This window comes from Litoreibacter ponti (genome assembly GCF_003054285.1).
GTDB classification, from domain to species: domain Bacteria; phylum Pseudomonadota; class Alphaproteobacteria; order Rhodobacterales; family Rhodobacteraceae; genus Litoreibacter; species Litoreibacter ponti.
Genome location: NZ_QBKS01000001.1, coordinates 2,594,455 through 2,613,689, shown reverse-complemented (window position 1 = coordinate 2,613,689; position 19,235 = coordinate 2,594,455). Strand labels below are relative to the sequence as shown.

The following is a 19,235-nucleotide window of genomic DNA, read 5'->3' as shown; positions in this document are numbered from 1 at the left end:
TTCCCTTTCAGCGGTGAATGGGTGACCTTAGGGCATATTCCAAGGAGATACCCCATGCCCAAGACTGTTTTGATCCTCGGCGCGAATGGCCGATTTGGCCGAAATGCCCAAAGCGCGTTCTCTTGGGCGAACTGGAATGTCGCGACCTTCGACCGGGCAACCGAAAGCCTGCCGGACGCCGCTTGGGGCGCAGATGTGATCGTCAATGCGTGGAACCCGGCCTATCCGAATTGGGCCAAGGTGGTACCTAAGCTTACGCGTCAAGTTATTGCCACGGCCCGCGACACGGGCGCGACGGTGCTGCTCCCGGGCAACGTCTATCCCTACGGCCCCGACATGCCCGCGCAACTGTCCGAGACGACGCCCCACGCCGCGCCGCAGGGCCTCGGCAAGATCAAGGCCGAAATGGAGGCCGCCTACCGCGACGCAGGTGTGCGCACGATCATTCTGCGCGCCGGGGATTTCATCGACACCGAAGCGAGCGGGAACTGGTTCGACAAGATCATTACCGCGAAACTGGAAAAGGGGATCGTTACCTATCCGGGCGACCTCGACACGCCACACGCCTGGGCTTTCCTACACGACGTCGCCGATGCTGCAGTGGCGCTGGCGGAACAGGCTGACAGCCTGCCGCGCTTCGCGGAAGTCCAGTTCGACGGCTTCACCCTGACGGGACGAGAGCTGCACGCAGCGCTTGAGCAGGCCACCGGCCGCGCTTTGAAGCTGCAACAGATGAGCTGGTTACCGCTGACGCTCGCCCGACCCTTCTGGCCGATGGCGAAATACTTGCAAGAGATGCGCTATCTCTGGAACACCCCGCACGGGTTGTGCGGTGAACGTCTGCGCGAGCTTGCGCCCGAATTGCAGCCCACTCCGCTGATCGAGGCACTGGCGGCGTCAGTCCCAGATCAGATCGACCCAGACCGGATGGTGCCGCGGACCAGCCTCCGCAAGCGGCGCCCGTTCAACCTGTGCACCTGCAACTCTAAAACCGCGTGACGGCAGCACGTAGTCCACATGCAGTGACAGACCGCTGCGCCATTTTGCAGTCCCGGTCTTCTCGGGGATTGGATCCTGCAGACGGGGGTGGTTCAGCAAAGCGCGCAGCGCGGGTTTAAGCCCTTCGCCAGCCGCTAGGTCATTGTTGAAATCGCCCGCCAGCACGAAGCGGGCGTCCGCTTGGAGCGTGTCGATATAATCGGACCAGAAGCGCAGCTCTGCCGCATTTCGCAGCCCGTTGCGATCCTCTGGGCCATCGAAAACCGGGGTTGAGGCGTGGAAGGTCAGAACGCGGACACGCCCCGTGGGTGTTTCAATCGCAACATCCCACGCGGCGACAGAATGCAGCCGCAATACGTCTAGCGCCCCTGCGGAAAAAAACGGCCTCTCTGGCGTTTGCGGCAGTCCCGCCTCGGGTTGCTCTGCCCACAGAGCGCCCGATAGATCCACCGATGCCTCGTGGTCAATCGGGAAGCGCGACAGCACGGCCATGCCGCCCTGCCCGGCGAACCTGCCATAGCCTTGCATGTCCCGTGGCTCTCCAAGCTTGCCGTTTCGGTCCAGATCAAAACCACTATCGAGCCCGGTGTTTGGCCGGCGTACGTAGCGGTACGGCAGATCAAGCCCCAACGCCGCCAACCGTTCCTGCAAAAGAGTGATTGCCACTTGATCGTGATCGTAGTCTACGCCTTGCAAAACCGCGATGTCAGGGCGCGCATCGGCAAGACGGGTCACGGCGATCAAAGCATCGTCGCGCAACAGATCGCGCACCAATAGGCCGGGCCCGTCACGCGACAGGCCCATATTGTAGGTGAGGATGCGAAATGTGTCGGCCTGCGCAGCGAATGCCGCGCAGAGCCAAAGGATCAGGCTGGCACCAATCCAGCAGCGACGGCGCGCGCGCCGCGCATGCGCTTTTCGTCGATCATGTCGGCGATCCGGTTCATTGCGATCCCGCGCATGAACAAGCTGGCAGGCAGGAAGCCCCATAGCGAAATCATCCAAACAAGCGTCTGCGGCGAGTCGACCATATTCGCGTCGAACAGGCCCGACGCCGAGCGCGCCACGATCGGCAGCAAGAATGGCAGGAAAAACCCTAACGCAATGTTAAAGCGCGCATCACGATTGAGGCGCGTGACCACATCGCCGCCCATCGTCGGGTCAAAAGTAGGCAGGTTCGTCCAGAAGTTGAACGCCACGCGGCGGTTCGGCCAGCCCATGATGCGCAGCACGATCAGGAAGACCGCGAGCGTCAGCAGCGACACCAGGTAGCTAAGACCGACGGCCGCACGCATCAGGGCCATATGCTCGGCGTTGCTTTGATCGGGCACGAGCAACAGGATCAAGCGCACCGGGCTATAGGGGAAATCAATGACATAGCCCACTAGATGCCCGACGGCCTGAATGAAGATCGTCAGCGTCGTCGGCTCGTAGAGCCCGCGGAAGATGATCGACAGCAGGAAAACGGAGATGAAGAGCGACAGGAAACGCACACGGTTGAACGGCGGGGCATTGCGGAATTCGACGAGGCAGGGGTAGCTGGAGCCGTATTCGATCAGCGTCACAAGGCCTGCAAACAAGGCGACCAGCACGACCATTTGTGTCGTGTCTTGCGATACGCCGGGGAGCAGCAGGGACGGTGTGCAGATCAGCAGCACCACAAACATTGCTCGGGCGATCGCGCCTATTAGGCGTGATACCACGTCTATAAACCTCTCAACCCGAGCGGGATCGATGCTTTGCCGAACCCTGTCCCAGATGGATGATCCTTTGGCTTCTGCCGAAAGGTGCCTCATTTTCGCCTCAGTTTTGCCCAAGTTCAGATCGCCCTTCAACCATCTGATAAGACTGAGGGATTTTATGCGGAGAATTCGTGGTATTCTTGTGTCACCCGAAAATGGGTGAACGCCGATATCGCGGATGGCAAGGCACAAACCCCAACATGTGGGACGAATTGGGGCGGTGGCGTGTTCTTGCCCCCCTTCGCGAGGGGGACAAGCTTGTTAACCTTAACGCGCCGAGTGGGTGGCGTGGGTCTTAAACCCAGGGACGCTCGGCGGCGGCTTTGCTCTCGAAGGAGGCGATGCTGTCGACCTTCTCCATGGTCAGGCCGATATCATCCAGGCCGTTCATCAGGCAGTGCTTCTTGAAGGCGTCGACCTCGAAAGAGAACACCTCGCCATCAGAAGAGGTCACGGTCTGCGCCTCAAGGTCGATGGTCATCCGGGCGTTCGCCCCCTTCTCGGCGTCCTTCATCAAGACATCGACCTGCTCTTGCGGCAGCACGATCGGCAGGATGCCGTTCTTGAAGCAGTTGTTGTAGAAGATATCGGCGTAGCTGGGCGCGATCACGCAGCGGATGCCGAAGTCTTTAATAGCCCAAGGCGCGTGCTCACGCGACGAGCCGCAGCCGAAGTTCTCGCCCGCGACCAAGATCTCGGCCGAACGATATTGCGGCTTGTTCAGCACGAAATCCGCGATCTCATTGCCTTCACGGTCGTAGCGCATCTCGTCAAAGAGGTTCACGCCCAGGCCAGAGCGCTTGATCGTTTTCAGGAACTGCTTGGGGATGATCATATCGGTGTCGATATTGACCAGCGGCATCGGCGCCGCGATCCCGGTGAGCGTTTCGAATTTGTCCATTACATCATCTCCCGCACGTCGGTGAGTTTGCCTGTAATCGCCGCCGCCGCGGCCATGCCGGGGGAGACGAGGTGGGTGCGACCTTTATAACCCTGACGACCCTCGAAGTTGCGGTTTGAGGTGGACGCGCAGCGCTCGCCCTCGGACAGCTGGTCGGGGTTCATCGCCAGACACATCGAGCATCCCGCAAGGCGCCACTCGAATCCGGCCTCCTTAAAGATGTCGGCCAGGCCTTCCTCTTCCGCCTGCGCGCGGACCAGACCGGAGCCGGGCACAACCATGGCGCGCTTGACCTTGATCTTCTTGCCCTTCAGCACTTCGGCCGCGGCGCGCAGGTCTTCGATCCGGCCATTGGTGCAGGAGCCGATGAAGACGGTGTCGATCTCGATCTCCGACAGTGGCGTGCCGGGTGTCAGGCCCATGTAGTCGAGCGAGCGTTGTGCCGCGCCGACTTTGCCACCCTCGAAATCGTCAGCCGACGGCACCTTGGCGGTGATCGGCAGCACGTCTTCGGGCGAGGTGCCCCAAGTCACAACCGGCGCGATATCTTCGCCCTTGATGGTCACGACCTTGTCCCAATGCGCATCATCGTCGGAGAAGAGCGTCTTCCAATAGGCCACGGCGGCCTCCCACTGCGCGCCCTTCGGCGCGTGGGGGCGACCCATGCAATACTCAAACGTCTTCTCGTCCGGCGCGATCAGGCCCGCGCGTGCGCCGCCTTCGATGGCCATGTTGCAGACGGTCATACGTCCTTCCATGGACAGGTCACGAATGGCCTCGCCGCAATATTCAATCACGTAGCCGGTGCCGCCCGCGGTGCCGGTCTCGCCGATCACGGACAGGGTGATGTCCTTGGCGGTCACACCCGGGCGCAGTTTGCCGGTGATCTCGACCTTCATGTTCTTGGATTTCTTCTGGATCAGCGTCTGGGTGGCGAGCACATGCTCGACCTCGGACGTGCCAATGCCATGGGCCAGCGCGCCAAACGCGCCGTGGGTCGCCGTGTGGCTGTCGCCGCACACGACCGTCATGCCCGGCAGGGTCCAGCCCTGTTCGGGGCCGACGATATGCACGATGCCCTGACGCACGTCAGAGACGGGGTAGTAGTGAATTCCGAACTCCTTGGCGTTGGTGTCGAGGGCGGCAACCTGAATGGCGCTGTCTTCGGTCATGTTGACCGGGTTCTCCCGGCCCGCCGTGGTCGGCACGTTGTGATCGGGCACGGCGATGGTCTTGTCGGGCGCGTGGACCTTACGGCCCGCCATGCGCAGACCCTCAAAAGCCTGAGGCGAGGTAACCTCGTGCACGAGGTGGCGGTCAATATAGAGAAGGCAAGTGCCATCGTCGGCCTCGTGGGCGACATGGGCATCCCAGATTTTATCATAAAGCGTTTTGGGGGACATGTGGTCCTCTCCCGTGATGTAAGATGTGGATGTGGTTCGAGGTTTGGGCGCGCGCCTATAGGCGGGCCAGAACCGTGAAGGTCGCCCCGAAGAAGCGTTCGCGCAGGCGGGCGCGGTCACAGATGTCGAACACAAGCGTCATAGATGCGTGGATACACGCGAGGCGTGAGTCTCGCAAGCGCTGACGCTTGCAGCCCTACCCGCCGCCATGCAAGGTTTGGTACCAGCGAACAGAGGGGCGTGGATGACCACCCATAACGGACTCACCGAAGAGCAGATACGCGCCATGGATGGGACGTCGGCGCCGGTGCCGCAGCCCGATGCCGAACCGGAACTGATCCCCGAACAACCCGTCGCGGAGCTGATCAGCCTTGGGCAATCGCTGCTGGAGCAGGGCGAAACCTTCGCGATGTCGCTGATGCGGCCGTGGAATGCCTATCAGATCGGGATCGCCATCGGGCTCTGGGCGCTGGCGCATATCCTACGTCAGCTTCTTGGCCCACCCATCCGGACATGGATGGGCACGCGTGAGGGCTGGCCGAAATGGCGCATGCGTATCCTCGTTGTGGTGCACCAGCGGCTTAGGCCGATCTTCTTTGTGGCGCTCCTTTGGATGGCCGTGATGATCATGCGCGAGGTCACATGGCCGAGCCGATCTTACCTGCTTGGCATCATAGCGACGCTGGCGACGGCCTGGTTGCTGGTTGTGTTCGCCACGCGATTGATCCGGTCGAAATTCCTGCGCATGGCCGTACGGTATGGAGCGTGGATCTACGTCACACTCGAAATTCTGGGCATCACGTCGGAAGCCGCGAGCATCCTGGACAGCGCGGCCATCGAGCTGGGCGAGCTGCGGCTGTCGTTGCTGCTTGTGGTGCAGGCGCTGGTGATCATGGGCGTGCTGATCGCGTTGGCGCGGTTCATCACGACGACAACATCGCAACGCATCCAGTCGAACGAAGACATCTCACCCTCGATGCGGGTGCTGATCGTCAAGGTGCTGCAGATCGCATTCTACGGCATCGCCTTCTACATCGGGATCAAGGCGGTGGGCATCGACCTGACCGGCCTTGCGGTGCTGTCGGGTGCCATTGGTGTCGGCCTTGGCTTTGGCCTGCAAAAGGTCGTCTCGAACCTTGTGTCGGGCGTGATCATACTGCTCGACAAGTCAATCAAGCCGGGCGACGTGATCTCGCTGGGCGAGACGTTTGGCTGGATCAACACCCTGGGTGCGCGCTACGCGTCGGTGGTCACGCGGGACGGCAAGGAATACCTCATCCCGAACGAGGATCTGATCACCAATCAGGTGGTGAACTGGTCGCACTCCAACGACTTCGTCCGGCTCGATATCTACTTTGGCACCGCCTATTCCGACGACCCCCACGTTGTGCGCAAACTGGCCATCGAGGCCGCGTCGGGGGTGGACCGGGTGCTGGCTTTCAAGCCGCCGGTTTGCCACATCGTGGGCTTCGGCGACTCGTCCGTCGACTACATCCTGCGGTTCTGGATCCGCGACCCCACCGGGGGGCTGACGAACATCCGGGGCAACGTCTACCTGGCGCTGTGGGATGCGTTCCAGGAGCACGATATCTCGATCCCGTTCCCGCAGCGCGAGGTCAAGGTTATGGGCGGCGAGATGCCGAAAGCGCTTGATTGACCGGGATGCCACGGCACAGCTGAAGGCGCTGCGCACAGGTGAGATCAGCGCAAGAGAATTGATGGCCGCAACGCTCGACCGGATCGAGGCGGTAAATCCTGCCGTGAACGCCATCGTGGCGCTGCAGGATCGCGAGACGCTTTTGCGGGCCGCCGAAAAGGCACCCGACGGGCCGTTGCAAGGCCTGCCCATTGCCGTAAAGGACCTCGCCGACACCAAGGGCATCACCACCACGTATGGGTCGCCGATTTTCAAAGAACATGTGCCAGCCGGCGACAGCGCCATGGTCGCGCGGCTGCGGGCGGCGGGCGCTGTCATCATTGGCAAGACCAACACGCCGGAATGGGGGCTTGGTTCGCACAGCTACAACCCGGTCTATGGCGTCACCCGAAACCCGTATGACACATCCAAATCCGCGGGCGGCTCGTCGGGCGGGGCGGGTGCTGCGCTGGCCACGCGCATGGTCGCCTTGGCGGACGGGTCGGACATGATGGGCTCCCTGCGCAATCCGGCGGGCTGGAACAATGTCTACGGCTTCCGACCCAGCTACGGGTTGGTTGCAGAGCCCGCACCGGGCGACATGTTCCTTAGCCAGCTGTCGACCAATGGGCCGATGGCGCGAACGATCGAGGATCTGGAGCTCTTGCTGTCCGTGCAGGCCGCCCACGATCCGCACCACCCACATTCCATAGGTCCCTACCGCACAAGCGAGGGGGATCAGATGAAGATCGGCTGGTTGCGCGACTGGGGCGGCGCCTACCCGATGGAGTCCGGCATTCTGGAGCTGTGCGAAAGCGCTTTGGGCCTGCTTGAAACCCTCGGCCACACGGTCATCGAGGTCGACCCGCCTATGCCGTCCGATGCACTTTGGGACGCATGGATCACGCTGCGTTCCTTCGTTGCGGCGGAAAAGTTTCGCACGCTTTATGATGCCCCGGCGACCCGCTCGTTCTTGAAACCGGAGGCGATCTGGGAGATCGAGCGCGGCCTGCAGATGACCGCGCAGCGGGTCCATGCCGCAAGCACCATCCGATCCGACTGGTTCCGCAAAACCGCGTCGATGGACGTGGATGTGCTGGCCCTGCCCAGCGCGCAGATGTTCCCGTTCCCGGCGTACTGGGACTGGCCGACCGAAGTCGCGGGCACAGCCATGGACACCTACCACCGCTGGATGGAGGTCGTGATCCCCGCGTCGCTGACCGGCCTGCCCGCGCTCAGCGTACCTGCGGGTTTCGGGGATAATGGCCTGCCGATGGGGCTTCAGCTGATCGGCCATCGCGGGCAGGACGCTGCCATTCTGGCATTGGGCCGCGCCTACGACGCGGCTCAGGGCTGGACCGCATTGGGACCGGACCCGACCTCGACCGCTTCAAGCAGATCGCCGGGCTGACAGTTCAAGACATCGCAAATCTTGGCAAGCGTCTCAAAGCGGATGCCCTTGACCTTGCCGGATTTCAGCACCGAGATGTTCTGTTCGGTGATGCCGATCTTTTCGGCCAACTCGCGCGAGCGCATCTTGCGCAGGGCCAGCATCACGTCGAGGCGGACAACGATCTCCATCAAACGAATGCCTCGTTCTCGAGCCGCAACCGCACAGCTTCAGACATGGAACGCCCGATCATCAGCATCAGGATGCCGCCCAGCATGAGTCCGATCCCGGTAGACGACACAGAGATCGAGACGCTCCGCTCGTCGAGGCCGTGCGTCAGGAGCAGCGTCCAAAGCGGCTCGAGGATGAAGCGGACCAGCGGCAAAGTAATCAATCCCAGACCGATCCGCGTGATGGCATGGCCGTTGTCATCGGTAAGAAAAATGCCGCGGGCATAGAGACCGAACAGGTCTCGCACGGAATTGAGAATGTAGAGTTGAACCAGCATCGCAACCAGGCCGATCCCCATCATCATGCGCAGCGTTCCCTCGCTGGCGTCATCGAGGGGGAACGAAAGGGCTTGGCGCAGCACCATCGCCTTTGCCAGCGATGTGTCGATGAACGAATAGGCCACGAAGATCACGATGGCGATCATCGCCGCCAAGGTCACAACCGTCAGCACACGCGCCACTTCGGGCATTGTCGGCATTCTCACAACTTTTATCCTTTTCGAATCTATTTTTTAATGTTTTACGATAAAAAATGAATCTTGAAAAGGAGTGAATTCTTGAAGCACATAGTTCTATCGTTGGCGGTGTTCGCATTGACAGGTTGCAGCGCGTTGGTCCCAAGTGCAGTCGCGCGCCTCTACCAAGTCTCCCCACTGGAGGCCGATCCGGCGGATCTTGCCGTCGCGCTCGTGCTGCCTGACACCCTCGACGTCAAATCGCGTAGCGCCAAAATCACCTTCGTCGCCGAACGGGCCGACACGGGCGAGACCAGCAACGGGGTCTATACATTGCGGGTGCGCAGTGGTGACGGGGGGCAGACGGTATTCGATATCGCAGACGCGGATCGGGATGATCTAAGACGTCAACAGACCCTCATCCGGGGATGGAAGCAGACAAGCGGCGATGCGACGTCTGGCAGTGTCAGTGTGACGTTTGAAGGCTGCTCCGTCGGGGCCGGGCCCTCTCAAGACGACACCGTTTCCGTCTTGCTGCGCACGCAGGCGGACGGTGATTTCTTTACTCTCGTGCGCAATGCGTCCGTCGCGGATGCGCTCGACGTGCTTGAGCTCACCACGATTGATCCTTGCTGATCAGACACGAAAAAGGGCGACCCGGCTGGGCCGCCATTTCCGTAAATTCTTGCGGCGGCTTCAGCTTTCCGGCTGAGGTCCGACAGAAACGAGATAGGCCCAGACATTGGCCGCATCTTCAGCGTCGCGAAGGCGATAGGACATTTTCGAGCGCGCGCCGCTATCGTCCAGCACTTCGGCCAGCCAGCCCTTGGGATCTGCCACATAGGCCACGAACTGTTCTTCGTTCCAGACGATGTCGGTGCTCTCACCCACGGACTCCAGCGACTTGCCATACCGGAAATCCTCAACAGAGCCCGGGGCGCGGTCGAGAATGCCGTACAGGTTGGGACCGGTCTTGCCGCCTTTCTGGATGACCGTATCGTCATCGGCCACGATCATGTGGCACGAACGGCATTTCTTGAAGACATTCTCGCCCTCGGCGGCATCGCCCGTGGCGTGGCCATCGGCGAATGCAGGTGCGGCCATCAGAGCCGTGGAGAGGGCTGCAATTGCAGTGAATTTCATGTGGTAGCTCCCTTTGCGTTGCTAGCTGACATACTTAATACGCTGGCATGAGAGGTAAAGCTTCCATTTTCTTGTGACTTTTGTGTGAAGGGCGCGATAGAGAATGGCTCAAATTCAGGAGATCTCGCCCATGTCAAACCGCACCGCAATCGTCACCGGAGCCGCCCGTGGTATCGGTCTGGCCACCACGAAGCTGTTGCTGGATGAGGGTGTGCAGGTCGCCATGGTCGACTGGGATGCCGAGGAGCTTGCCCGCGCATCGGACGGGCTTGAAAATGTGCTGGCGATACCGAAAGACGTGTCTAATCCAGCTCAAGTCGTCGAAATCGTGGCCGAGACTGAAGCGGTGTTCGGTGGCATCACCCATTTGATCAACAACGCAGGCGTCGCGGATTTCGGACCGATGGAAGGAACCGATTTCGATCGCTGGCGCAATGTGATGCAAGTGAACCTCGACGGTGTGTTCCTGATGACCCAAGCCGCCGCACCGGCGTTGAAAAAGGCAAACGGGTCGATTGTCAACATCGCCTCGATTTCGGGACTGCGAGCCTCCACCTTGCGGGTCGCCTACGGCACCTCGAAGGCGGGCGTGATCCAACTGACCCAGCAGCAGGCGGTGGAGCTGGGCGAGCATGGGGTTCGGGTCAATTGCGTAGCGCCCGGCCCGGTACGCACGAAACTGGCAATGGCGGTGCATACGCAGGAGATCATCGACGCCTACCACGACGCTATCCCGTTGAACCGCTACGGCAACGAGACGGAGATCGCGAATGTGATCGCCTTCCTGCTGTCGGATCGGGCGAGCTACGTCACCGGTCAGACGATTGCCGTAGATGGCGGGTTCGAGTGCACGGGCGTTGGACTGCCCGCGCTGCGGGCCGAGCCCGCAGCCAAAGTCTTATAAAGACTTTGGCCGCAAACTTTTCATAAAAGTTTGCCTGCCCTCAGGCCACCGCGCGCGCCAGGGCGCATTGACGCCAGAGCGTGCTGAGGGCCATCACCAGATGGTCGATATCGGCATCCGTGTGCAGCGGGGATGGCGTGAAGCGCAGCCGCTCGGTGCCCTTGGGCACTGTCGGGTAGTTGATCGGCTGCACATAGATGCCAAACTGATCCATCAGGATGTCGGCGATCTCGCGGCATTTGATCGGATCCTTGATCATCACAGGGATGATGTGGCTGGGGTTCTCGAGATGCGGGATACCTTCACGATCCAGCATCGCGCGTAGGCGGGCGACCTGGCGGCGCTGCATCTCGCGCTCCACCTGGCTTTCCTTGAGATGCGCGATGGAGGTCTTTGCCGCGGCCGCAACGGCGGGCGGCAGGGCGGTCGTAAAGATGAAGCCCGACGCGAAGGAGCGGATGAAGTCGCACAGCGCTTTGGAGCCGGAAATATAACCGCCAACCACTCCGTAAGCCTTGCCCAAGGTGCCCTCGATCAACGTTATACGATCCGCGAGGCCTTCGCGCTCTGAAATGCCGCCGCCGCGCGCGCCGTAAAGGCCCACAGCGTGCACCTCGTCGAGATAGGTCAGCGCGCCGTGCTTCTCGGCCACCTCGACGATCTCTTTCATCGGGCAGATGTCGCCATCCATGGAATAGACGCTCTCAAACGCCACGATCTTGGTCGCATTCGCAGGCAGCGCCGCAAGCTTGCGGTCCAGATCTTCCGGATCGTTATGCTTCCAGATCACCTTATCAGCCTTGGAATGGCGGATGCCTTCAATCATCGAGGCGTGGTTCAGCTCGTCGCTGAGGATCACCGCATTGGGCAGGCGCGCGCCGAGTGTGCTCAGCGCGGCCCAGTTGGAGACATAGCCAGAGGTAAACAGCAGCGCATCTTCCTTGCCATGCAGATCGGCCAGTTCCGCCTCCAGCTCGCAATGGGCGTGGTTCGTACCGGAGATATTGCGCGTCCCACCTGCACCTGCGCCGCACTTGTCGACACCGTCTTTCATGGCCTGCATCACCTTCGGGTGCTGGCCCATGCCAAGGTAGTCGTTCGAGCACCACACGGTCACTTCATTGGCCCCATCCGAGTGGTTGCGCGCGCGCGGAAACGCCCCGCATTTACGCTCTAACTCGGCGAAAATGCGGTAATTGCCCTCGGATTTCAGCTTGTCGAGCTGGGCATTAAACAGGGTATCAAAGTCCATGGGCTTCCTCGCTTAGTCTTGTCGTCTTTGTTTGTTCTTTTCGGGCTGGAAGCATCCAGCGCCAGAGTTTCTCGTCGGGCAGCGGTAACACCATGAACCAGTGCTCCAGCAGGGCCAGTGCAGTTAATGCGGCGAGCAGGGCGAAGCCGACAATGTCGGCTGCATTGAAAGAGGCGTAGATCCGCTCCAGCCAGCAGGCGGCGGCAAAGGTCAGCGCGGTAACCGAGACCGGGAACAGCCAGTTCATCTTGGCGTGTCGGAAGTGGCTGGGCAGATGCGCCAACGCGGAAGGAAGGAATTCCGTGTTGATCTTCGGCACCCCGAAAAACAGGTTCAGCTTGGCGGAGATGCGGGCGAAGAACAGCACGGCGAAGGTCCAGAAGCCGAACGCGTTAGGCGCCGTTGCGGCGACAAAGCCAAGTGTGATCAGGGCCGCGACCAGCAGCATCTCGTGATAGGCAATCGTGCCCCAGGCGCGAATGAAACGCTCCCATTCCGGGGTCTCTGGCGGCAGCTCCGAGCGGTTGGGACCGGTAATGATCCCGTTGAGAAAAGCCAGCTCGATCCAGCCCCAGATGGCGAGGGCTGACAGGAAGGCGATATAGACGTTTTGCAGTGTATTAGTGTCTTTCGACAGCCAAAACCCGACCGCCCCAAGGCACAGGATGGGCAGCATCAGAAGTGTGCTTTCGCCCTGTTTGTCAGCGCGATCCGCCCCCCGGACGAGCAGCAGGATGATCCCGGTGGAGAACCACCAGAGGAACATCGCCACAAGGGCCGCTATCCAAGGGGACGCAAAAAACATCAGTAGCTAGGCACCATGCGGCTGTCTTCCTCGATCACGTGGTCGGATTTGACCGGGATCAGGTAGAGCGAGGCGAAGGCCAGACCGGCGCGCGCGCCCGCAGGGATCTTCGCCAAGGCGCCCATCAGGCCGCCCTTTTGCTTCGCCGCATCCATGGCAGCAGAGGCCGCGCGGAGCTTGAGCAGGTTCTTTTCCCAACGCGGATTATCGAGGTCGATCGCGATCGGGAAGACCTGCTTGGAAATCTCGGAGGTCTTGCGCAGCACCTCGCGGTCATACTCGTCGATGTCGATGCCCAGCGCCTTGTGGAACTCGGGGCGATGGTGATCGCGGATACACATCACCGAGAACACGGCGACCAGGAAGAATCTGATCCACAGCTTGTTCTGCCAGGTTTGGGTCAGTTTAGGGTCGGTCTTCATCAGCAACGCGAACGCCTCGCCATGGGAGAACTCGTCGTTGCACCAGTTCTCGAACCACTTGAAGATCGGGTGGATCATCTTGTCGGGGTTCTGTTCCAGATGCCGATAGATCGTAATGTAGCGGGCGTATCCGATCTTTTCGGACAGGTAGGTGGCGTAGTAGATGAACTTGGGGCGGAAGTAGGTGTATTTCTTCGCCTTGGTCAGGAAGCCCAGGTTCACAGCCACGTCGGCCTCGCGCAGGGCGTCATTGATGAAACCCGCATGCCTCGCCTCGTCCCGCGCCATCAGCTGGAACAGCTGGCAGATGTCGGGATTGTTGCCGCGCCGCTTCATCTCTTTGTAGAGCACACAGCCCGAGAATTCCGCCGTCAGCGAGGAGACCAAGAAGTCGACCAGCTCGGCCTTCAGCTTGGGGTCCATGTTCTCCCAATCCGGTGTATTCCAATTCTCGTTCTTCTTGAAATGGCCCTTGTTCGGGTCCGCGGCCATCTTGGCGATCATCTCGTCCCATTGGGCGCGGACCGGGGTGACGTCGATGCGGTCCATCTCGTCAAAATCGGTGGTGTAGAAGCGCGGATCCAGAAGGGTCGTCGTTGCGGCTTTCTCAGTCGCCTGTTCGGAGTTTTCGGGCAGGATTCCAAGTGCATTAGGGTCTGTACGGGCGTTCATGACAGCACCTCGTCGCTGAAGGCAAACTCGGCCAGTTCCATGCATTCCAGATCACCCGTGAGGCGGGTCCAGAGCTGCTCCAGCTTAGAGGCGCGGGTTATCGTCGCGGTGCGTTCTTCGCGGATCACTTCGCCATAGCCCGCCACAACGGGCTCGCCATGCACGAGCACCTCGTCACCGGGATTGATCGTGGCGCCGTTGAGGAATTTTACATGCGCGTGGAGGCTATCGAAGGTGTGCGACACCTCGACCTCGCACGGTGCGGTCTCAAAGTCCTTGGTCAGTAGTCCCATTTTAACTGTCTCCCGTCAGTTGGTTAATTCGCGTTCAGAATTCTGTAGAAAGTTGCTTCGTTATCCTGGCCGAAGCCGCGCAACTCCGCGCGCCATGTTGTGTGATCGTCGCGGATTGCGAGGCGACCGTCTGAATACTGGATCAGCCGGATCGGGGCGGAGGCCTCCTTGCCGACCTTGCCGCGCTCGCGGTGCAGGACACGACCGATGCCGGACACAAAGCCGCCTTCGTCGGCTGACAGGTCAGCAATCAGCGCACCTTCGGGCGTCATCACCCGGGCCGCACCCGACATATCAGCCACAATCGAGATTTCGCGTTCCTTGACGATGGCCAGATCGGGCGGACCTGCCTCAAGCGGGCGATCGGTGACCGCCGCGTAGACCACGAAGGAAAAGATGATCGCCACAAGCGCCACCATGGCCAACAGCAGACGCGTCGGGATCATCTCCTTGTCGCGCTGCACCAGAGCCTTTTCGCCAGCAATATCTCGCATGTCTGTCTCCCGTCAGATCGTCTTATTCCGCCGGTACCGCGTCGGGCATCGGGGTCTCGGTGGCTGTGTTCAGGGCCACCTGTTTTTGCGCCGCATCGCCCAGGATAGTGGCCACGTTTTGCGCGTCTTTGATGCAGCGCAAGGCGGGCTGCGTCGGATTCATCTTCCAGGGGCGCACATGGGGCCATAGGCTGAGGTAGCTGAGCTTCTGACCCTGATCCATCAACTCCAGAGCGATGGTGCCGTGGCCGCGCTTGCGCAGGTCCAGATCAGCGGACGCAATGCCCGTATAGGGCAGGTTCAGGGTCACATTCAGCGCAGCGCCCACCCGCATCGCCACGCGGCGATTGGTGATCGTGTAGACGGTCGCCCAGGCCTGCAGGAAAGCGATGAATGCCAGCAGGCCACAGGCGAGCAAGCCCATGATCAAGAACGGCACCGCACCCCAGATCGCCTGGGGGACGGGCATGATTTCCGACAAGGCCAGTGAGCGCCACGCCCCAAGCAGAACGAAATAGCCCATGACCCAGTAAAGGTTCAGGCTTTCCTTGGCCAAAGCCCACCAATCTGGCTTGCCTTGCCAGAGGATTTTCTCTCCCTCTGGTGGCAGCTCGGGCAGACCGGGCACGGGTTCTATCTCGAAGTCATCATGGGGCATGGCGTGCGCCTTTCCTTTAGCCGAGTTGCGGGTCCTGGCGGGACTGGTCGGCGTAAAGCACACCGCCCGAGTAGTAGCCGCAGATCTTGTCTTCCTCGAGCAGCGTGACCTGATTGCCGGACTTGGTTTTTGGCACTTTGTTGAAGTGCTTGCCGTAGAGCGTTTTGATCGCCACTCGGTCGCGGTGAATCCGCGCCAGCTGGATCGGCACCAAGCGCTTGCCGGAGCCGAACTCGCCTTGAAGTTCGAACTCGAGATAGCGCACGAGCTGCTCCGGCTCATCGATCCACATGTCAGTCACGGTGCCGACGATCGCCTTGTCACCAGCCACGACCGGCAGGCCGCGCGGGTCGGTACCAGCCGCCACAAGGAAGCTGTCTGCCCCTGCCATCGGCACGATCTTGGGATGACCGTGGCCGTCCAGCTCTGGCACGTCCCGACGCGGCGCCCATGACGCAGGGCCAACGCCATCCACGAGCGGATCGCCGGTGGGCTCAAACGGGAAGCCGTTGGCGCCATTGGTGCGCTTCAGCGCCACCTCGCGCTTCTCGGGCTGGTGGTCGGGCACCGTAACCTCGCCCCGGCCATGGGCCAGCTTGAAGGTCTTGGGCTCGGGCACCGGGAACGGTCCCTGGTTTGCGGCAGGTTTGCCATCATCGTCTTCGAGGGGATAGCCCTCGCGCATATTCTCGGTCTGCAGATAGTATATCAGCAGCGCGAAGAAGGCCCAGAACAGCCAGATGCTGAGCGAAGCGAGGTCAAAATTGCCAAAGAATGGGTCTACCATTGTGTCCTCCGTGGCGGTTTATGTTGGGAAGTCCGCAAGCCCGATCTTGTGGGTGTCTTCCGATTGAATTTGCGTGCGCCCGGACCGCACAAGCGGCCCAAGCACGATGAGAGTGACGAACAGGAAGGCGATCTCGAGGTGGTACACCACCGAGTAACCCGTCGCGGCCGAGGTCATCGCCTCGCCCAGATGTCCTTGCAGAGCGGCGGAGTTGACCACGTCGCGTGTCGTGCCGCCTATGATGGTGCCGACGCCTGCCGCCGTGGCCTGCGCGGCGCCCCAAGCGCCCAGCGCCAGACCCTTGCCCGCGATGCCCTGAACCGGCAGCGTCATGGCGGCGGTTAGCGTCGCGACCGAGAACAACCCACCGCCAAAGCCGATGCCGGCGGCACCCGCGAAGAACAGTTCGGTCGAGCCCAAGGGGGCCGCAAAGATCACCGCACAGAACGCGACGATGCCCGCAAGCAGGCCAGTGCCCGCCATGCGCATGGGATCGAGGGATTTCGACAGCCACTTGGCGGCCAGCGCGAAGCCCGCCAGCGCACCGACGGACCACATGGCCGTCAACAGCGTGGTGGAAGAGACGGACAGGCCCAGGACTTCCCCACCGTAAGGTTCCAGCAGGACGTCCTGCATGTTGAAGCCAAGCGTGCCCAGCGCCACGACGGCGATCAGCCGCCCGGCGGTGCCGCCTTCGGCAAAGTCGCGCCACGCGTCGCGGAAGCGCGGGCTGGGCGCCGCGCGCTCTTCGCGGCTCATGGGTCGGATGCGCTCCTGCTTCCAAAGCGCGACAAGGTTCAATGCGATTGTAACGACGGCGGTGGCCTGAATGACCTGGATCAGCTTCACGTTGGTGAAGTCCCGCAGCAGCAGGCCGATAACGATTGACGACAGCCCCATGCCGATCAGGAACATCACATAGAGTAGCGCGACAACACGCGGGCGCGTCTCGTCTGTGGCGCGATCTGCCGCGAGAGCCAATCCCGCGGTTTGGGTCATATGCATGCCAAGGCCGGTCATCAGGAAGGCCAGCGCCGCCAGCACTTCGCCCGCGAAGGGAATGTCGTGCACATTGTCACCGCCCAGCACCAGCAGGCACATCGGCATCATCGCCAGCCCGCCGAACTGCCACAACGTGCCGAACCACAGGTACGGGATGCGCTTCCAGCCGATGGCGGATTTGTAGGTGTCGGACTTGAAGCCCAGCAGCGCGCGGAAGGGCGCGATCAGGACGGGCAGCGCGATCATGAGGGCGACCAGCATGGCGGGCACCGAAAGCTCGACGATCATCACGCGGTTGAGCGTGCCCAGCAGCATCACTGCCGCCATGCCGACCGAGATCTGGAAAAGCGACAGGCGCAGGAGCTGGCCTAACGGCAAATCCTCGCTCGCCGCGTCCGAGAAGGGCAGCATCTTCAGCGACAAGCGCTTCAGGGCTTGGCCTTGCTCGCTCATCTCGCCCCCCCGAAGACCATCGCGGTGGAATGGTAGAAGCCGCTATTGATCGTCCCCGCATCGCTGAGCGTGCCTTTTGCACCGGCCTTGCGAGCGGCATGGGCGACGCGTGGCGCGTTATGCGGGATCATCACAGGCGAGCGGTCGGAGCGCGGGAACAGCTTCCCGGCATACCACATTGCCATCAAAAGCGGCGTGCGCGGCGCAAGGGTGAAGATCAGTGAACCACGCACACGCGGCTCGAAATCGCGCAGGATCGCGCCAAGGCTCGGCGCGTCGTAATAGATCATACTGTCCATCGCCAAAGCGTGGTCAAAAGACCCTAACTTGGCGTCAAACATGTCACCTGCGCGGTAGTCGATGGAGCCCTTTAGCCGCGCCGGGCGGCGCTTCTCGGCAATCTCGATGAGGGATGGCGAGATATCAATCGCCACCACATCCGCGCCCCTGTCGGCCAACTCAACCGCCATCGCCCCGGTGCCGCAGCCGGCATCCAGAATGCGAGCACCCGTCAGATCATCGGGCAATTGCGCCTGCATCAGCGCGCGCATATCGTCCCGGCCTTTGCGCACGGTCGCGCGAATGCCCGAGACCGGCGCGTCAGAGGTCAACTGCTCCCACACTTTGGTGGCAGTCTGGTCGAAATACGTCTCGACCCGAGCGCGTGTGCGCAGATATGACGGCTGTCCGTTCACTTAGTCGAAGCCCAACAATTCAAAAATGTCACGATCGGGCAGCGGCTCTGGCGCCAGCGGCTCGGTCCCGTTCCACAGGGTCTCGGCAAGGCGGATGTATTCCTTGCGGACCTGCACGATGTCCTCTTCATCATCCATCTCGAAGAGCGTCTTCTTCTTCAGCCGCGAACGGCGAATGGCGTCCAGATCGGGCATATGCGCGATGCGGTTGAACCCCACGGTCTTGCAGTAGCGATCCACCTCGTCCGTTTCGCGGGACCGGTTGGCAACGCAGCCCGCGAGCCGCACCTTGTAGTTCTTCGACTTCGCCTGCACCGCGGCGATGATGCGGTTCATCGCATAGATAGAGTCGAAATCATTGGCCGTGACGATCAGCGCGCGGTCGGCATGCTGCAGCGGAGCCGCAAAGCCACCGCAAACCACGTCGCCCAGCACGTCGAAGATCACCACGTCGGTGTCTTCGAGCATGTGATGCTGCTTCAGCAGCTTCACGGTCTGGCCCACGACGTAGCCGCCGCAACCGGTGCCCGCGGGCGGGCCGCCAGCTTCGACACATTTTACGCCGTTGAAGCCTTCGTAGACGAAGTCCTCGGGGCGCAGCTCTTCGGCATGGAAATCCACGTCTTTGAGCGTGTCGATCACGGTCGGCACCAACGAGCCGGTCAGGGTGAACGTGCTGTCATGCTTAGGGTCGCAGCCGATCTGCAGGACCCGCTTGCCCAGCATCGAAAACGCCGCCGACAGGTTGGACGAGGTGGTCGACTTGCCGATCCCGCCTTTCCCGTAGACCGAGAAGACCTTGGCCCCTTCGATGCGGGAATTGTCTTCGACCTGGACGGAGCCTTCACCGTCCAGCCCGAGATCGGGGATGTTGTCTTTGGGGCTCATGAGAGCCTCCT

The 19,235-nt window shown here is 61.4% G+C and carries 22 protein-coding genes; 5 read left to right on the top strand and 17 right to left on the bottom strand.

The annotated features are described in order from the left end of the window. The first annotated feature begins 54 nt into the window (after nt 1-54). Nucleotides 55-999, top strand: a complete 945-nt coding sequence (locus tag C8N43_RS13235; protein WP_211308587.1) for a Rossmann-fold NAD(P)-binding domain-containing protein — start codon at nt 55-57, stop codon at nt 997-999. Here C8N43_RS13235 and C8N43_RS13230 read toward each other — a convergent pair. From C8N43_RS13230 to leuC, 4 genes are all read right to left on the bottom strand, one after another. Next, nucleotides 898-1,803, bottom strand: a complete 906-nt coding sequence (locus tag C8N43_RS13230) for an endonuclease/exonuclease/phosphatase family protein (RefSeq protein WP_107846047.1) — start codon at nt 1,801-1,803, stop codon at nt 898-900. The two genes, C8N43_RS13235 and C8N43_RS13230, sit on opposite strands and share 102 nt — an antisense overlap. A 62-nt stretch (nt 1,804-1,865) precedes the next feature. Then, nucleotides 1,866-2,666, bottom strand: coding sequence for a hypothetical protein (locus tag C8N43_RS13225; protein WP_245912997.1), 801 nt, complete (start codon nt 2,664-2,666; stop codon nt 1,866-1,868). 370 nt (nt 2,667-3,036) lie between these two features. After that, a complete protein-coding gene (gene leuD, locus C8N43_RS13220) occupies nt 3,037-3,642 on the bottom strand; it encodes a 3-isopropylmalate dehydratase small subunit (RefSeq protein ID WP_107846045.1) in 606 nt (201 codons plus the stop codon). Beyond that, nucleotides 3,642-5,045 carry a 3-isopropylmalate dehydratase large subunit gene (gene leuC / locus C8N43_RS13215; RefSeq protein WP_107846044.1) on the bottom strand — a complete coding sequence of 468 codons (1,404 nt, stop codon included), beginning with the start codon at nt 5,043-5,045 and terminating at the stop codon, nt 3,642-3,644. The genes leuD and leuC overlap by 1 nt, the downstream gene beginning before the upstream one ends. Before the next feature lie 244 nt (nt 5,046-5,289). Here leuC and C8N43_RS13210 point away from each other — a divergent pair, with 244 nt between their 5' ends. Together C8N43_RS13210 and C8N43_RS13205 are read left to right on the top strand one after the other, a co-directional pair. Beyond that, the gene (locus tag C8N43_RS13210) at nt 5,290-6,702 is read left to right on the top strand and encodes a mechanosensitive ion channel family protein (protein WP_425437069.1); all 1,413 of its coding nucleotides are present in this window, start codon (nt 5,290-5,292) and stop codon (nt 6,700-6,702) included. After that, a complete protein-coding gene (locus C8N43_RS13205) occupies nt 6,695-8,092 on the top strand; it encodes an amidase (protein ID WP_245912996.1) in 1,398 nt (465 codons plus the stop codon). Before C8N43_RS13210 ends, C8N43_RS13205 begins: the two co-directional genes overlap by 8 nt. Here C8N43_RS13205 and C8N43_RS13200 read toward each other — a convergent pair. Continuing rightward, the gene (locus C8N43_RS13200; protein ID WP_107846042.1) at nt 8,029-8,262 is read right to left on the bottom strand and encodes a helix-turn-helix domain-containing protein; all 234 of its coding nucleotides are present in this window, start codon (nt 8,260-8,262) and stop codon (nt 8,029-8,031) included. The genes C8N43_RS13205 and C8N43_RS13200 overlap by 64 nt on opposite strands. Continuing rightward, nucleotides 8,262-8,780, bottom strand: a complete 519-nt coding sequence (locus tag C8N43_RS13195; protein ID WP_158269982.1) for a hypothetical protein — start codon at nt 8,778-8,780, stop codon at nt 8,262-8,264. The genes C8N43_RS13200 and C8N43_RS13195 overlap by 1 nt, the downstream gene beginning before the upstream one ends. Nucleotides 8,781-8,858: 78 nt before the next feature. Between C8N43_RS13195 and C8N43_RS13190 the strand changes: the two genes are divergently transcribed. Next, entirely contained in the window at nt 8,859-9,392 is a 534-nt protein-coding gene (locus C8N43_RS13190; RefSeq protein ID WP_146174217.1) for a hypothetical protein, read from the top strand. A gap of 60 nt (nt 9,393-9,452) precedes the next feature. On the opposite strand, the gene C8N43_RS13185 is transcribed toward C8N43_RS13190, so the two are convergent. Continuing rightward, nucleotides 9,453-9,899, bottom strand: a complete 447-nt coding sequence (locus C8N43_RS13185) for a c-type cytochrome (RefSeq protein WP_107846039.1) — start codon at nt 9,897-9,899, stop codon at nt 9,453-9,455. 130 nt (nt 9,900-10,029) lie between these two features. On the opposite strand from C8N43_RS13185, the gene C8N43_RS13180 reads away from it, so the two are divergent. Then, entirely contained in the window at nt 10,030-10,803 is a 774-nt protein-coding gene (locus C8N43_RS13180; RefSeq protein ID WP_107846365.1) for an SDR family NAD(P)-dependent oxidoreductase, read from the top strand. 40 nt (nt 10,804-10,843) lie between these two features. Here C8N43_RS13180 and hemA read toward each other — a convergent pair whose 3' ends face one another. From hemA to bchL, 10 genes are read right to left on the bottom strand one after another with little or no spacing between them, the layout of a single operon-like run. Then, nucleotides 10,844-12,055, bottom strand: coding sequence for a 5-aminolevulinate synthase (hemA, locus tag C8N43_RS13175; RefSeq protein WP_107846038.1), 1,212 nt, complete (start codon nt 12,053-12,055; stop codon nt 10,844-10,846). Next, nucleotides 12,045-12,860, bottom strand: coding sequence for a putative photosynthetic complex assembly protein PuhE (gene puhE / locus C8N43_RS13170; RefSeq protein ID WP_107846037.1), 816 nt, complete (start codon nt 12,858-12,860; stop codon nt 12,045-12,047). Before puhE ends, hemA begins: the two co-directional genes overlap by 11 nt. Continuing rightward, complete coding sequence (acsF, locus tag C8N43_RS13165) at nt 12,860-13,954, bottom strand: magnesium-protoporphyrin IX monomethyl ester (oxidative) cyclase (protein WP_107846036.1); 1,095 nt, start codon at nt 13,952-13,954, stop codon at nt 12,860-12,862. The genes puhE and acsF overlap by 1 nt, the downstream gene beginning before the upstream one ends. Beyond that, nucleotides 13,951-14,247, bottom strand: a complete 297-nt coding sequence (locus C8N43_RS13160) for a hypothetical protein (protein WP_107846035.1) — start codon at nt 14,245-14,247, stop codon at nt 13,951-13,953. The genes acsF and C8N43_RS13160 overlap by 4 nt, the downstream gene beginning before the upstream one ends. 23 nt (nt 14,248-14,270) lie before the next feature. Then, nucleotides 14,271-14,741: a photosynthetic complex assembly protein PuhC gene (gene puhC, locus C8N43_RS13155; protein ID WP_107846034.1), complete on the bottom strand. Its 471-nt coding sequence runs from the start codon at nt 14,739-14,741 to the stop codon at nt 14,271-14,273. A 22-nt stretch (nt 14,742-14,763) separates the two neighbouring features. Further along, nucleotides 14,764-15,399, bottom strand: coding sequence for a photosynthetic complex putative assembly protein PuhB (gene puhB / locus C8N43_RS13150; RefSeq protein ID WP_107846033.1), 636 nt, complete (start codon nt 15,397-15,399; stop codon nt 14,764-14,766). Between the two features lie 16 nt (nt 15,400-15,415). Next, nucleotides 15,416-16,186, bottom strand: coding sequence for a photosynthetic reaction center subunit H (puhA, locus tag C8N43_RS13145; protein WP_107846032.1), 771 nt, complete (start codon nt 16,184-16,186; stop codon nt 15,416-15,418). Nucleotides 16,187-16,204: 18 nt separating this feature from the next. Next, nucleotides 16,205-17,641 carry a PucC family protein gene (locus C8N43_RS13140; RefSeq protein WP_107846031.1) on the bottom strand — a complete coding sequence of 479 codons (1,437 nt, stop codon included), beginning with the start codon at nt 17,639-17,641 and terminating at the stop codon, nt 16,205-16,207. Next, nucleotides 17,638-18,336 (bottom strand): magnesium protoporphyrin IX methyltransferase, encoded by a 699-nt coding sequence (gene bchM, locus C8N43_RS13135; RefSeq protein ID WP_107846030.1) that lies wholly within the window; start codon nt 18,334-18,336, stop codon nt 17,638-17,640. The genes C8N43_RS13140 and bchM overlap by 4 nt, the downstream gene beginning before the upstream one ends. Then, nucleotides 18,337-19,224, bottom strand: coding sequence for a ferredoxin:protochlorophyllide reductase (ATP-dependent) iron-sulfur ATP-binding protein (gene bchL, locus C8N43_RS13130; protein WP_107846029.1), 888 nt, complete (start codon nt 19,222-19,224; stop codon nt 18,337-18,339). It abuts the gene before it with no gap. Nucleotides 19,225-19,235: the final 11 nt, after the last annotated feature.

What these genes read in the sequence shown, in the direction of transcription:
- hemA (WP_107846038.1), bottom strand. Translation starts at nt 12,055, where the DNA reads ATGGACTTTGATACCCTGTTTAATGCCCAGCTCGACAAGCTGAAATCC.
- bchL (WP_107846029.1), bottom strand. Translation starts at nt 19,224, where the DNA reads ATGAGCCCCAAAGACAACATCCCCGATCTCGGGCTGGACGGTGAAGGC.
- puhE (WP_107846037.1), bottom strand. Translation starts at nt 12,860, where the DNA reads ATGTTTTTTGCGTCCCCTTGGATAGCGGCCCTTGTGGCGATGTTCCTC.
- C8N43_RS13185 (WP_107846039.1), bottom strand. Translation starts at nt 9,899, where the DNA reads ATGAAATTCACTGCAATTGCAGCCCTCTCCACGGCTCTGATGGCCGCA.
- C8N43_RS13195 (WP_158269982.1), bottom strand. Translation starts at nt 8,780, where the DNA reads ATGCCGACAATGCCCGAAGTGGCGCGTGTGCTGACGGTTGTGACCTTG.
- puhC (WP_107846034.1), bottom strand. Translation starts at nt 14,741, where the DNA reads ATGCGAGATATTGCTGGCGAAAAGGCTCTGGTGCAGCGCGACAAGGAG.
- C8N43_RS13140 (WP_107846031.1), bottom strand. Translation starts at nt 17,641, where the DNA reads ATGAGCGAGCAAGGCCAAGCCCTGAAGCGCTTGTCGCTGAAGATGCTG.
- C8N43_RS13230 (WP_107846047.1), bottom strand. Translation starts at nt 1,803, where the DNA reads ATGGGCCTGTCGCGTGACGGGCCCGGCCTATTGGTGCGCGATCTGTTG.
- C8N43_RS13180 (WP_107846365.1), top strand. Translation starts at nt 10,030, where the DNA reads ATGTCAAACCGCACCGCAATCGTCACCGGAGCCGCCCGTGGTATCGGT.
- C8N43_RS13225 (WP_245912997.1), bottom strand. Translation starts at nt 2,666, where the DNA reads ATGTTTGTGGTGCTGCTGATCTGCACACCGTCCCTGCTGCTCCCCGGC.
- leuC (WP_107846044.1), bottom strand. Translation starts at nt 5,045, where the DNA reads ATGTCCCCCAAAACGCTTTATGATAAAATCTGGGATGCCCATGTCGCC.
- C8N43_RS13200 (WP_107846042.1), bottom strand. Translation starts at nt 8,262, where the DNA reads ATGGAGATCGTTGTCCGCCTCGACGTGATGCTGGCCCTGCGCAAGATG.
- C8N43_RS13160 (WP_107846035.1), bottom strand. Translation starts at nt 14,247, where the DNA reads ATGGGACTACTGACCAAGGACTTTGAGACCGCACCGTGCGAGGTCGAG.
- acsF (WP_107846036.1), bottom strand. Translation starts at nt 13,954, where the DNA reads ATGAACGCCCGTACAGACCCTAATGCACTTGGAATCCTGCCCGAAAAC.
- C8N43_RS13210 (WP_425437069.1), top strand. Translation starts at nt 5,290, where the DNA reads ATGACCACCCATAACGGACTCACCGAAGAGCAGATACGCGCCATGGAT.
- leuD (WP_107846045.1), bottom strand. Translation starts at nt 3,642, where the DNA reads ATGGACAAATTCGAAACGCTCACCGGGATCGCGGCGCCGATGCCGCTG.
- C8N43_RS13235 (WP_211308587.1), top strand. Translation starts at nt 55, where the DNA reads ATGCCCAAGACTGTTTTGATCCTCGGCGCGAATGGCCGATTTGGCCGA.
- puhA (WP_107846032.1), bottom strand. Translation starts at nt 16,186, where the DNA reads ATGGTAGACCCATTCTTTGGCAATTTTGACCTCGCTTCGCTCAGCATC.
- puhB (WP_107846033.1), bottom strand. Translation starts at nt 15,399, where the DNA reads ATGCCCCATGATGACTTCGAGATAGAACCCGTGCCCGGTCTGCCCGAG.